This window comes from Pseudomonas sp. 7P_10.2_Bac1, from assembly GCF_025465935.1.
In the GTDB taxonomy this organism is placed as follows: domain Bacteria; phylum Pseudomonadota; class Gammaproteobacteria; order Pseudomonadales; family Pseudomonadaceae; genus Aquipseudomonas.
Genome location: NZ_JANLNV010000007.1, coordinates 1 through 12,908, shown reverse-complemented (window position 1 = coordinate 12,908; position 12,908 = coordinate 1). Strand labels below are relative to the sequence as shown.

General features: G+C 58.2%; 12 protein-coding genes and 1 tRNA gene. 11 read left to right on the top strand and 2 right to left on the bottom strand.

Features of this window, described 5'->3' with window-relative positions:
• The first annotated feature begins 15 nt into the window (after window positions 1–15).
• From NTD86_RS01140 to NTD86_RS01125, 4 genes are all read left to right on the top strand, one after another.
• A tRNA-Phe gene (locus NTD86_RS01140) sits at window positions 16–91 on the top strand.
• Window positions 92–258: 167 nt separating this feature from the next.
• Window positions 259–729, top strand: a complete 471-nt coding sequence (locus tag NTD86_RS01135; RefSeq protein WP_262200303.1) for a hypothetical protein — start codon at window positions 259–261, stop codon at window positions 727–729.
• A 59-nt stretch (window positions 730–788) separates the two neighbouring features.
• Window positions 789–1,658, top strand: coding sequence for an alpha/beta fold hydrolase (locus NTD86_RS01130; protein WP_262200302.1), 870 nt, complete (start codon window positions 789–791; stop codon window positions 1,656–1,658).
• 689 nt (window positions 1,659–2,347) lie between these two features.
• Window positions 2,348–3,388: a YhcG family protein gene (locus NTD86_RS01125; RefSeq protein WP_262200301.1), complete on the top strand. Its 1,041-nt coding sequence runs from the start codon at window positions 2,348–2,350 to the stop codon at window positions 3,386–3,388.
• A gap of 3 nt (window positions 3,389–3,391) precedes the next feature.
• Here the strand turns inward: NTD86_RS01125 and NTD86_RS01120 are convergent, their stop codons facing one another.
• A complete protein-coding gene (locus tag NTD86_RS01120; RefSeq protein WP_262200300.1) occupies window positions 3,392–3,637 on the bottom strand; it encodes a DUF1272 domain-containing protein in 246 nt (81 codons plus the stop codon).
• 170 nt (window positions 3,638–3,807) lie between these two features.
• Between NTD86_RS01120 and NTD86_RS01115 the strand changes: the two genes are divergently transcribed.
• Entirely contained in the window at window positions 3,808–4,413 is a 606-nt protein-coding gene (locus NTD86_RS01115) for a biliverdin-producing heme oxygenase (protein WP_262200299.1), read from the top strand.
• Window positions 4,410–6,647, top strand: a complete 2,238-nt coding sequence (locus NTD86_RS01110) for an ATP-binding protein (RefSeq protein WP_262200298.1) — start codon at window positions 4,410–4,412, stop codon at window positions 6,645–6,647. The genes NTD86_RS01115 and NTD86_RS01110 overlap by 4 nt, the downstream gene beginning before the upstream one ends.
• Window positions 6,648–6,728: 81 nt before the next feature.
• Here the strand turns inward: NTD86_RS01110 and gabP are convergent, their stop codons facing one another.
• Window positions 6,729–8,120: a GABA permease gene (gabP, locus tag NTD86_RS01105; protein ID WP_262200297.1), complete on the bottom strand. Its 1,392-nt coding sequence runs from the start codon at window positions 8,118–8,120 to the stop codon at window positions 6,729–6,731.
• Between the two features lie 548 nt (window positions 8,121–8,668).
• Here gabP and NTD86_RS01100 point away from each other — a divergent pair.
• From NTD86_RS01100 to NTD86_RS01080, 5 genes are read left to right on the top strand one after another with little or no spacing between them, the layout of a single operon-like run.
• Complete coding sequence (locus NTD86_RS01100) at window positions 8,669–9,442, top strand: ABC transporter ATP-binding protein (protein WP_262200296.1); 774 nt, start codon at window positions 8,669–8,671, stop codon at window positions 9,440–9,442.
• A 13-nt stretch (window positions 9,443–9,455) separates the two neighbouring features.
• Window positions 9,456–10,211: a transporter substrate-binding domain-containing protein gene (locus NTD86_RS01095; RefSeq protein WP_262200295.1), complete on the top strand. Its 756-nt coding sequence runs from the start codon at window positions 9,456–9,458 to the stop codon at window positions 10,209–10,211.
• A gap of 58 nt (window positions 10,212–10,269) precedes the next feature.
• Window positions 10,270–10,962, top strand: coding sequence for an ABC transporter permease (locus tag NTD86_RS01090; RefSeq protein ID WP_262200294.1), 693 nt, complete (start codon window positions 10,270–10,272; stop codon window positions 10,960–10,962).
• On the top strand, window positions 10,962–11,654 hold the full coding sequence (locus NTD86_RS01085; protein ID WP_410016932.1) for an ABC transporter permease: 693 nt from the start codon (window positions 10,962–10,964) through the stop codon (window positions 11,652–11,654). The genes NTD86_RS01090 and NTD86_RS01085 overlap by 1 nt, the downstream gene beginning before the upstream one ends.
• Window positions 11,635–12,900 (top strand): SAM-dependent methyltransferase, encoded by a 1,266-nt coding sequence (locus NTD86_RS01080; RefSeq protein WP_262200293.1) that lies wholly within the window; start codon window positions 11,635–11,637, stop codon window positions 12,898–12,900. The genes NTD86_RS01085 and NTD86_RS01080 overlap by 20 nt, the downstream gene beginning before the upstream one ends.
• The last annotated feature ends 8 nt before the right edge of the window (window positions 12,901–12,908 follow it).

Genomic DNA, 12,908 nt, shown 5'->3' with positions numbered 1-12,908 from the left:
CTAATGCGCCCCGTTGCCCAGATAGCTCAGTCGGTAGAGCAGGGGATTGAAAATCCCCGTGTCGGCGGTTCGATTCCGTCTCTGGGCACCACATTCAGCATTGATGTGGTGTTCACACCACCTCAAAGCAAACAAAAAACCCGCCTAGTGCGGGTTTTTTGTTGCGCGCGATTTTTATCCGTAAGCGCCACCTCTCTTGGCGATTGCAAAGAGATGAGGTTCAATCCTCTCTTCAGCCTGCAAGGACACACCCTTTCAATGTCATCGCCTAAAAAACAGCAAAAGCATGCGCAGCGGGCCAAGTCCAAAGCCAAGCAGAATCGCATCGGCAAGCCGGCCAAGACGTCGGCGACCAGCCTGATCGACCACCCGTTCGATGACGTCAAGATCGACCTGAGTACGTTCAACTTCCAGGACATCCTCGACAACGGCTTTGACCCGGCTGATTACGATGATTTGTTCCAGGTCATGAAGTCTGCCGAAGCCATCAATCTGCAAACGATGTGCACGGTGTTCTTGCAATACCCGGTGCTGGAGTTGGTGATCTCGGAAGAGGAAGAAGAGCCGGCTACGGATTTCCTGATGGGCTTGTTGATCGAGTACCGCATCGCCATCCATGGTGACGACGAGGACAGTGCCGTGGCCTGGATTGAATCCCCGGCGTTCCAGAAGGCTTATGTCGACGCCTCAGGCGTGTTGCAAGAGCGCAACGCCCGGAGCGCGCACTGACCGCAGCGCTGACTCCACCTGTCAGCCGGGCATTTTCCGAGCCCGCGGCTGACGGTTACGTGCTGGGCGGTATTGAGTGGCGCCATGCGACGCCTGACCCCGCCCGCGCGGTGGTGATCATCAACGCCGCGACGTCGGTACGCTGCAACTACTACTCACGCTTTGCCGATTATCTGTTCAGCCATGGGCTGGATGTGATGGTGTTTGACTACCGTGGCATCGGTGCGTCCCGGACCGGGTCGTTACGCGGATTCAAGGCCTCCTGGTCGGATTGGGGCACACTCGACTTTGAGGCGCTGCTCAAGCGCGCACAGCGCGAATTCCCAGGCCAGCCGATCGATGTGGTTGGGCACAGCTTTGGCGGCTGTGCAGCGGGGCTGGGAGCGTCTGGTGCGGTGATACGGCATGTGGTCACGGTGGGCGCGCAATTTGCGCACTGGCGCGACTATGCGCCTGACCAGCGCTGGCAGATGCTCGCCAAATGGCATGTGGCGATGCCGCTGCTGACGCGGCTGTGTGGCTACTTTCCGGGTAAGCGCCTGGGCTGGCTGGAAGACACGCCAGCAGGCGTGGTTAACGACTGGTGCGGCCTGGGCACGCGCTACGAACGGCTGCCCAGTGCACGCATGCTGGCAGCCCTGCCCTTTACGTTGGTAACGGCCAAAACCCTGGCCATCAGCCTCAGCGACGATCCTTTCGGCACGGTCGATGCCACTGAACGCTTGCTGAGCCATTTCAGCGCCAGCCCGCGTACGCACTTGCGCATAGACCCACAAGAAATCGGCGAAGCGGCCATTGGGCATTTCGCGTTTTTCCATAGCCGGTTTCAGGGCACGTTGTGGCCGATTGCGTTGCAATGGTTGCTGCAGGGGGAATTGGCGGCGGGGATGCCGGGGCGGGTGTGCTCCTTTAAAGCGCCCTCACCCTAGCCCTCTCCCGGAGGGAGAGGGGACTGACCGCGTTGTCTTTGGGATTCAGTGAACGACTTTCTGGCCGAAAAAGATCCACAGCAACCCCCAATCAGTTCCCTCTCACGTAGAGAGGGAATTGACCGCGTTGTCTTTGGGATTTGGCAAACGACTTTCTGGCCGAAAAAGATCCACAGCAACCCCCAATCAATTCCCTCTCACGTAGAGAGGGAATTGACCGCGTTGTCTTTGGGATTTGGCGAAGGACTTTCTGGCCGAAAAAGATCCACAGCAACCCCCAATCAGTTCCCTCTCCCTCCGGGAGAGGGTTAGGGTGAGGGGCTTTTGACTCTACCGACAGCCTGAACTATCACTTTATGGCGGCTGGGCACGGGAGGCTTCGTGCCTGCCGGGTTCCGTTTACCCCGCCGCTCACTCGACGCCCATCAAGCCTTTCTGTTGTGTCACGCCCTGCGCGCGGATAAAGCGACGATCGACTCGCTGATCCTTGACGCGTAAACACCCGCCCTGCCTCTACGAGCGAATCCCAGGATCAAAAGATCGCGAGACAAGCTCGCTCCTACAGAGGTAGTCGCCAATCTAATATTTTCACCGTCAAATCAAAGAGATATCCCACAAAAAACCAACAGCTAATACGAATTGGCAGTGACATCCTCATTGGCTCTTTAGGTCAATGCGCGGCAATAACAATGAATCCTCCGCTACCTGTCCCTTGCGACTCCGATTTAGCGCCCCTGCTGTGTTCTTTGGGTGAACTGATTCGCCAGGCACGGCAAAAGGCCCTGCGCGTTGTTGATACGCTGCAAGTGCACACCTGCTGGCACATGGGCCGGCATATCATCGAATACGAACAAGCCGGGGCTGCCCGCGCCGCCTATGGCAAGCAACTGCTACCAACGCTGGCCAAAGCCCTGACACGCGAGTTTGGAAAAGGCTTTGATACGTCCAACCTTCGCTACATGCGGCTTTTCTATCAGGCCTTTCCAAAGTGTGACGCACTGCGTCACGAATTGAGCTGGACCCATTACCGCACACTGTTACGCGTTGAAAACGACAGCGCACGCCAGTGGTACATGAACGAATGCGCCGCGCTTAATTGGTCGACCCGCGCGCTTGAGCGCCAGATCGGTACGCTTTACTACGAACGGTTGTTGGTCAGCCAGGACCGCACAGCAGTCAAGCAAGAAGCCGCTGCCAACGTGGCGCCGCTGAATAAAAGCCCACGTGAATTTGTGCGCGACCCGGTACTGCTGGAATTTTTGGGTATGCCCACCGTTACCGGGCTTTTTGAGACAGGGTTGGAGCAAGCCTTGATCGATCACCTGCAAGGCTTTTTGCTGGAGCTCGGTAAAGGCTTTGCTTTCGTTGCCCGCCAGCAGCGCATCAGCACCGAGAGCAAAGACTTTTACGTCGACCTGGTGTTCTACAACTACTTGCTCAAATGCTTTGTGATCTTTGATTTGAAACGCGGCGAGTTGACCCATCAGGACATTGGCCAGATGGATATGTACGTGCGCCTGTATGACGACCTCAAGCGCGGTGCCGAAGATTGCCCGACGGTGGGCATCATTTTGTGCGCACAAAAAGATGCCTCGGTGGTGCGCTACTCGGTACTCAATGGCAATGAGCAACTGTTTGCCAGCAAATACACGCTTATTTTGCCGACCGAGGACGAACTTCGCGCCGAGCTCGACCGCGAGCAAGCGCTGATCGAGGCCTCTAGCGCTTAAACCTCACCGGGCAAAACACCCGTCAGGCTTGTACACCCGTGCTGCTGACGGCGGGTTGTTTGTGAGTTTGCTCGCGGGGCGGCGTGGGCGCGGCAACAATTCACCCTCGCAGTTAGGGCAAATTCCACCCAGTTTCTGCTCAACACATGTCGCACAAAACGTACATTCGAACGAGCAGATCCTGGCTTGGGCGGAGTCTGCCGGCAGGTCGAAATCACAACATTCGCAACTGGGGCGTAGTTCGAGCATGAGTACCTCTCTGTCGACAAAAAAAACGTTCCTGTGTGCAGTTAAGACGCTTCTTACAAAAAACCAACTGCTAACCTGCTAGCAAATTAATTGCACTTTTTACACTCGGTGCATTCAAACAATCATGAGCGCCTATTCATAAGCGCACACAGAGAGCCCCGAAACACCGCATGCCACATGACATTTCTACCCCGCCTCTCCCTTCGGTCCTGGCCGAGCTACGTTCTGGCACTCACACCTTGCATGTCGCACTTGAAAAACGCCTGCCGTTTTTCTCGGATAGCCTTGATTTGGGGCTCTACACACGTTTACTGGCAGCCTATTACGGGTTCTATCAGGCGATAGAAGAGGCACTGAAACACAGTGCATGGATCCCGCCAGGCTTTGATCTGCACGCCAGGCTCAAGACCCCCGCGCTGGAGCAGGATCTCCAGGCCCTGAACATCGATACCCGCGCACTGGCGCGATGCGAGACCCTGCCGGCACTGACCAGCCAGGGCCGCGTGCTCGGGGTGTTGTATGTACTTGAAGGGGCGACCTTGGGCGGCAATGTGCTGCGTAAACGAATCGCCGAACACCTGGGCCTGGAAGCCCGCAACGGGTGCGCTTTTCTTTACGTGTATGGCGAAGCCACCGGCCGCAACTGGAAGTCTTTTCTGGAATATCTGAGCGGCGTTTCGCTGGATGCCCAAGGACGCACAGAAGCCGTTGACGCTGCCTGTTCCACTTTTAGCTGTTTCGAGCGCTGGCTCGAACGCCAGGAGGTGTTGTTATGAACCCGCTGGACACTGAAACCTTTGAAACGTTGCTAGCCAACTGCGCCGACGAACCAATTCGCTTTCCCGGCGCCATCCAGCCCCACGGAGTATTGCTGACGCTGTCCGAGCCGGACCTGCATATCCAGCAAATCAGTGCCAACGTCGAGTCCCTGTTCGGCCTTTCACCCGCTGCGCTGTTGAATCAGCCCCTGTCGATGCTGACCGGCCCGCAAGCAGCGGCCACTGTCGATCAAGCCGCGCGCCTGGCCGGGCACCTTGATGTCCCGCCGCTGGAGCTGCAACTGCAGGGCGTTCACTACGAAGGGTTGCTGCACCGCGACCACGACCTGCTGATTCTGGAACTTGAATTAAAACCCGGTGAGGCCGCGTTGGTGGGCACCATGGCCAAGATCCGCAATCTGAGCCGCGTGCTGCAAAGCCTGCAGGCCGCCAAGACGCTGCCTGCGCTGTACGACATTTGTGTCAAAGAGATTCAGGCACTGACCGGCTATGACCGGGTGCTGATTTACCGCTTTCAAGAAGAAGGCCACGGCCAGGTGATTGCCGAAGCGTCGTCACCGTCGATGGAGCTGTTCAAGGGCATGTTCTTCCCCGCCTCTGACATCCCGGAGCAAGCGCGAGAGCTGTATCGCACGCATTGGCTGCGCATCATCCCCAATGCCGACTACACACCGGTTGAGCTGGTGCCACGCTTACGCCCTGACACGCAGCAACCGCTGGATCTGAGCGGGGCAACGCTACGCAGCGTGTCGCCGATTCATTGCCAATACATGAAGAACATGGGCGTGCTGTCGTCCATGAGTATTTCGTTGATGGATGGCGAGCGTCTGTGGGGCTTGATCAGTTGCGGCCACCGCACGCCGCTGCATGTGCCTCACGAGTTGCGCATGGCGTGCCAGACCATTGGCCAGGTACTGTCGCTGCAAATCAGCGCCTTGCAAACCCTGGAGATCAACCGCCAGCGTGAAGCGAAAATGGAGGCATTGGTCCGCCTCAACAACGCTATGGTGCAGGGCCCCGATAACGTGTTCGATGGCTTGGCCCAAGAACACAAAGTGCTCATGGAACTGACACAAGCCAGCGGCGTGGCCATCCTGGAAGACAACGTGCTGCACCGCTATGGCCAATGCCCCAAGCCCGAGCAGATTCGTGACCTGTACCAGTGGCTCAAGCACAGCGACGCGCCGGTGTTTTCCACCCATAACCTCTCGCAGCTATATGCCCCTGCACAGGCCTACAAGGACACTGCCAGCGGCCTGTTGGCCATGAGCCTGCCCAAGCCTGTCGACAATGCCGTGCTGTGGTTTCGTACCGAGGTCAAAGAAAGCATTCCCTGGAGCGGCGACCCCAGAAAGCCGCTCAACCTGGAGCCGAGCGCATCAGGCATGCGCCTGAGCCCTCGCACCTCGTTCGAGTTGTGGAAAGTCGAGATGGACGGCATTTCGACCAAATGGAGCCACGGTGACCTGTTCGCCGCCAACGACCTGAGACGCTCAGCGCTGGAAAACGATCTGGCCCGCCAGGTGCATCGCGAGCAGCAAGCGGTGCGTGCGCGCGACGAACTGGTGGCCGTGGTGTCCCATGACTTGCGCAACCCCATGACGATCATCTCGATGCTCTGCGGGATGATGCAAAAAACCTTCAGCAGCGACGGCTCACATGCGTCCCGGCGCATCACCACGGCCATCGACACCATGCAGCAGGCCAGCAGCCGCATGAACATCCTGCTGGAAGACCTGCTCGACACATCCAAGATCGAAGCCGGCCGCTACACCATCTCGGCACAAGCCCTGGACGTGACGCAGATTTTTGAGGAAGCGCTGTCCTTGCTGATGCCACTGGCGACGGAAAAGGCCGTTGAGCTGAGCTTTCATGCAGAGCCTGACCTGCGCATCCACGCCGACCCGGAACGCTTGTTCCAGGTGCTGTCCAACTTGATCAGCAACGCGATCAAGTTCACTCCGGCGCAGGGCAAGATCGTCGTAGCGGCCCTGTCCAACGGTGATGACATTGTGTTCAGCGTGCGCGACTCGGGCAAAGGCATCCCCGCCGATCAACTGCCGCATATCTTCGATCGCTACTGGACGGCCAAAGAAGGCAACACCTCTGGCACGGGCCTCGGGCTGTATATCTCCCAAGGCATCATCAACGCCCACGGCGGCCAACTGCTGGCCGAAAGCACCGTGGGTGAAGGCAGCGAATTCCGCTTCACAGTGCCTAAAATCGACTAGCTTTCAACCACAACAAAAAAGGCCGCCCTCTGAGCAGAGGGCGGCCTTTATTTTGGACATAACTGTACGGCCGTCCTGGCCTCAGTTAAGTACCGATGCCCCCGTTTTCTCGGCGCTGCGACGACGTGTGACCAGCAGGCCCGCCGCCACGACCAGGATGCTCAGCAAGCCGGTGGCCATGATTTCGGCCTGGTGCTCTGGCTGGAACAGCATGATGGTCAAAATGGCCACGATGAACACGATCACCGCCCAGGTCAGGCCCGGGAACAGCCACATTTTGAACTCGATTTTCTCGCCCTTTTCGGTGCGTTTTTTGCGCATGCGCAATTGCGACACCGCGATCACCAGGTACACCAGCAGCGCGATGGCGCCGGAGCTGGCGAGCAGGAACTCGAACACCGCCGCGGGCGCTACATAGTTGGCGAACACCGCCACGAAGGCTGCGCCGGTGGACATCATGACCGCCCAGTAAGGGGTGCCGCTGGCATTGGTGCGCTTGGCAGCCGCCGGTGCGTCACCGCGTTTGCTCAGGGAGAAAAGCATCCGCGAAGCGGTATACAGCGCCGAGTTCAGGCAGCTGGTCACAGCGATCAACACCACGATATCCACGATCAACTTGGCATTCGGGATACCCATGCTGACGAGTGCAGTCTGGTAGGAACCGACGCTGGCCAGGCTTGGATCATTCCAAGGCACCAGAGCCACTACGATGAAGATCGACACCAGGTAGAACAAGCCAATCCGCCAGATCACCGAGTTGGTGGCCTTGGTGATTTGCTTGCTTGGGTCTTTGGATTCCGCCGCCGCGATGGTGACGATTTCAGTGCCCATGAACGAGAACATGGTGGTCAGCATGGCCGCCAACACGGCGCCGATGCCGTTGGGCATAAAGCCGACGGTGTCGACCAGATGCGAAACGCCGCTGACACCGCTGGTCGGCAGTACGCCGAAGATCGCCAGCGCGCCCAACACAATGAAGCCCACGATCGCCAGCACTTTGATCAGCGCAAACCAGAACTCGAACTCGCCGTAGTTCTTGACGCTGAACAGGTTGGTGATGGTCAGCAGCAAGGTGATGACCAGGGTAAATACCCAGATCTCCACGCCCGGGAACCAGGCATGCAGAATGGTACCTGCCGCCACCGCTTCCAGTGGGATAACCAGCACCCAGAACCACCAGTACAACCAACCGATAGTGAAACCGGCCCAGTGCCCGATGGCACGGTCGGCGTAGGTGGAAAACGAACCGGTGTCCGGCGAGGCAACGGCCATTTCGGCCAGCATGCGCATCACCAACACCACTAACGTACCCGCTGCGGCGTAGGCCAGCAGCACGGCAGGACCCGCCTGGGCGATCGCGTGCCCCGAGCCGACGAACAAGCCGGCACCGATGACCCCCGCGATAGACAGCATGGTCACATGCCGCGGCTTGAGCCCTTGCTCCAGGCCGTTAGAGGTTTGTGTATTGCTCATTGGGACTACCTTTGCAGTGAAAGCCATTCCGAGCGCCTCATTTATTACCTTCGTAAAAAGTAACCAACGGGGCGTTTAGAATTATTTACGCAATAACTGAGCCAAAATGTGACAGGTGCACGGTTTCCGCGGGCTGCAAGGCAATTGCGGAGAATTTGTAACCTGTTGAGAGTAATGGCTTTTTGCTTATTTGTTACCGTAACACTCAGTTACAGGCTACGTCGCGCACCAAAAAAAACCAAATCTACTCACGCAGCCCCAAACCGGTGCGCATGAATGACCTTTAGTAGGTTCGTGCTTCCAACAGAGGGCCAAAACTGGCAACATCGCGACCTTTTTTACGCGACACCTGTCTGGCCGAACGGCACAATACGGGGCTTGGTTGTTGTCGGCGCGACAGTCTTCTATCGCGATGCGACAAACAAACACCCTCTTGCCTTTTGTGCTGGTGGTGCGGCTGGTTGCCTTGGCAACCCTATGCTAGCTTGGCCCTCGCCAGGAAGGCCGCCCAATAGCAGGATCGCACCCGAACACAATGAGGACCGCACATGGCTTTGGCCACGCCCGCGCTTGAAATCCGCAATTTGCATAAACGCTACGGCGAGCTTGAGGTACTCAAAGGTATCTCGCTGACCGCACGCGACGGCGACGTGATCTCGATCCTGGGTTCTTCCGGTTCCGGCAAATCCACTCTGCTGCGCTGTATCAACCTGTTGGAAAATCCGCACGAGGGTCAGATCCTCGTGGCTGGCGAAGAGCTCAAACTCAAGAAAGCCAAGACCGGCGAGCTGGTTGCCGCCGATGGCAAACAGATTAATCGCATGCGCAGCGAACTGGGTTTTGTGTTTCAAAACTTTAATCTGTGGCCGCACATGACCATCCTCGATAACGTCATCGAGGCACCACGCCGCGTGCTGGGCCAGAGCAAGGCCGAAGCCATCGAAGTGGCAGAAGCGCTACTGGCCAAGGTAGGCATCGCGCAAAAGCGCCATGCCTACCCTTCGGAGTTGTCCGGTGGCCAGCAGCAACGTGCCGCCATCGCCCGCACGCTGGCCATGCAACCTAAAGTCATTCTGTTCGATGAGCCCACCTCGGCACTTGACCCAGAAATGGTCCAGGAAGTACTTAGTGTGATCCGCGCGCTCGCCGAAGAAGGCCGCACTATGCTCATGGTCACCCACGAAATGGGCTTTGCCCGTCAGGTGTCCAGTGAAGTCGTGTTTTTGCACCAAGGCCTGATCGAAGAGCAAGGATCGCCTGACCAGGTGTTCGACAACCCGGTCTCAGCGCGCTGCAAACAATTCATGTCCAGCAATCGCTAACGGAGCAATACGAATGCAGAACTATAAAAAACTTCTCCTGGCTGCTGCCGCCACCCTGGTGTTCAGTGCTAATGCCTTGGCTGTTGATAAGTACACCGTGGGGATCGAAGGGGCTTACCCTCCGTTCAACAACAAGAACGCCAGCGGTGAAGTCGTGGGTTTCGACCCTGATATCGCCATGGCCCTGTGCGCAAAAATGAAGGCTGATTGCACCATCGTGACCTCGGACTGGGACGGCATCATTCCGTCGCTGATCGCCGGCAAGTTCGACTTCGTGGTGTCGTCGCAATCGATCACCCCGGAGCGCCTGGAAGCGGTCGACTTCACCAACCCGTACTACTCCAACAAGCAGCAGTTCATCGCGCCTAAAAATGTCGATTTCAAAACCGACAAGGCTGACCTCAAGGGCAAGACCATCGGTACCCAGCGTGCCACTCAGGCTGCAACCTGGCTGGAAGACAACCTGGGCAGCGACATCACGCTCAAGCTCTATGACACTCAGGAGAACGCCTACGCTGACCTGGTTGCCGGTCGTGTCGACGCCCTGCTGGCTGACAAGTACGCCAACTTTGACTGGCTCAAGAGCAAAGACGGCCAGCCTTACGAGTTCAAGGGCGAGCCTGTAAACGATGACGACAAAGTCGGCATCTCGCTGAAAAAAGGCAACACCGTACTCAAAGACAAATTGAACGGTGCGCTTAAAGAAATCGTTGACGACGGCACCTACAAAAAGATCAACGACAAGTACTTCCCGTTCAGCATTTACTGACCTGCCTGACCGGCGCGCCGCAAGGCTGCGCCGGTCCCTAGCAAAGCCTGCCTAACCCATGACTATCGACTTATACGGATTCGGTCCGGCGCTTGCCGCTGGTGCACTGATGACCGTCAAACTGGCACTCACTGCGCTGTGTCTGGGCCTGGTGCTCGGCCTGCTTGGTGCATTGGCCAAAACTTCGCCGTACAAGCCGCTCAAATGGCTTGGCGGTACATATTCCACACTGGTTCGCGGCGTTCCCGAACTGCTATGGGTGTTGCTGATTTACTTCGGCAGCGTCAATGCGGTGCGTGCCTTGGGCGAGTTTTTTGGTATCCCCAACCTCACGCTCAGCGCCTTTGCCGCGGGCGTTATTGCGCTTGGCCTGTGCTTTGGCGCGTATGCGACCGAAGTGTTTCGTGGCGCCATCCTGGCCATCCCCAAGGGCCATCGCGAAGCGGGCCTGGCATTGGGCCTGTCCAAACCGCGTATTTTCACCAAGCTGGTGCTGCCACAAATGTGGCGGATCGCCCTCCCCGGTCTGGGCAACTTATTCATGATCCTGATGAAAGACACCGCGCTGGTCTCGGTCATCGGGCTGGAAGAAATCATGCGTCAGGCACAAAACGCCGTGACCTTCGCCAAACACCCTTTCACCTTCTACATGGTGGCAGCCGTGATGTACCTGGGCCTGACGGTATTGGCCATGGGCACGATGCATGTGCTTGAAAAACGCGCCGCACGCGGCTTCGTGAGGAGAACGTAATGCTGGTGTGGGAACTCTTCATCAAGTGGCTGCCCAAGCTGATCCAGGGCGCGACCCTGACGCTGGAACTGACGGCCCTGTCGGTACTCGCCGGCTTGATCGTGGCCATTCCGCTGGGCATCGCCCGCTCCTCCAAGCTGTGGTACGTGCGTTCATTGCCTTATGGCTACATCTTTTTCTTTCGCGGGACGCCGCTGCTGATCCAGTTGTTTCTGGTCTATTACGGGCTGGGGCAGTTTGAAACGGTACGTGAGAGCGTGTTTTGGCCGTACTTGCGCGATCCATTCTGGTGCGCGGTGCTGACCATGACGCTGCACACCGCTGCGTACATTGCCGAGATCCTGCGCGGTGCGATCCAGGCAATTCCGCCAGGTGAAATCGAAGCCGCCCGTGCCTTGGGGATGTCACGCGGCAAAACCCTGTTGCACATCATACTGCCGCGCGCCGCCCGCATCGGCCTGCCCGCCTACAGCAACGAAGTGATCCTGATGCTCAAGGCCAGCTCGCTGGCGAGTACCGTGACCTTGCTGGAACTGACCGGCATGACCCGCACCATCATTGCCCGCAACTACCAGACGGTGGACATGTTCCTGATCGCCGGGGTGATCTACCTGCTCATGTCGTTCGTGCTGATTCAGGGTTTCAAACTGCTGGAGCGCTGGTTGCGCGTCGATGCCTGCCAAGGCCGTTAACCTCAAGGGCGAGGCGCTGCTCGCCCGCTTTGAGGCGCTGGATACGTTTATACGTGAACACCAGCACCTGTGGCGCCCACGGCCGTTCACGCACCTGAACCTGCCGTGGGAAGCCCGACATCCCGAACTGTCCCACTGGTTGCGCCAGCGTTCGCTACAAGACGCCGAGGCCAGCCACAACCAGCCGCAGTGGCTGGACGCACCCGCACCTTTTACCGAATGGGCCGCCACCTCATTGGCCCTCTGTGCCCTTGAGCGCTTGCCTATACAGCCCCTTGCGCCTATCACCTCGCGCTTGCAGGTGGACGTGCCGGGACGCAAATGGCAGCAAATCGAAGCGTTTGCTCAAAGCCTGAGCTTTCAACACACACCGACGCACTGGCTGGACTGGTGCTCGGGCAAAGGGCACTTGGGCCGTCGGCTTTTGATTGCCGAGCAGCAACTGACATGTCTGGAATACGACCCGGCGCTGGTCGAGGCCGGCCAGGTGCTGAGCCAGCGTCATCACCTTAACGCCCGGCATGTGCAGCAGGACGTGTTGGCGGCTGAGGCTGCGCTTGAGTTGCAACCCGGCATGACTCCTGTGGCCTTGCATGCCTGCGGCGATTTGCATGTTCGCCTGCTGCAACTGGCCAGCGACGCGGGCTGTGCACAACTGGCGGTTTCGCCGTGCTGCTACAACCGCATCAGCGCGCCGCACTATCAAGCGTTATCCACAGCGGCTTTGGCATCGCCTTTGGTGTTATCGCGGGAAGACTTGAGCTTGCCGATGAGCGAAACCGTGACCGCGGGCAGCCGTGTGCGGCGTCAGCGTGATGAATCGATGGCGCGGCGCTTGGGGTTTGATCTGCTGCAGCGTCGATTGCGCCAGTGTGACGACTACTTATCCACACCCTCGTTGCCCAGTGCCTGGTTGAGCAAGCCATTTGCCCAGTTTTGCGAAGACTTGGCGGCGCTGAAAAACTTATCCACAACCGGCACCGAAGACTGGGAAGCGCTGGAAGCGGCGGGTTGGCAACGCTTGGCGCAGGTCCGCAACCTGGAACTGGTGCGCGGGCTTTTTCGCCGCCCGCTGGAGTTGTGGCTGGTCCTGGACCGGGCTATGTACTTGCAAGAGCGCGGTTATGAGGTGCAGGTTGGCGAGTTTTGCGACAGTCATCTGACGCCACGTAATGTCATGGTGATTGCGCAGCGCACACCCCCCCTGTTGGGGGGGGGGGGGGGGGGGGGGTTTTTTTTTTTTTAAATATAAGG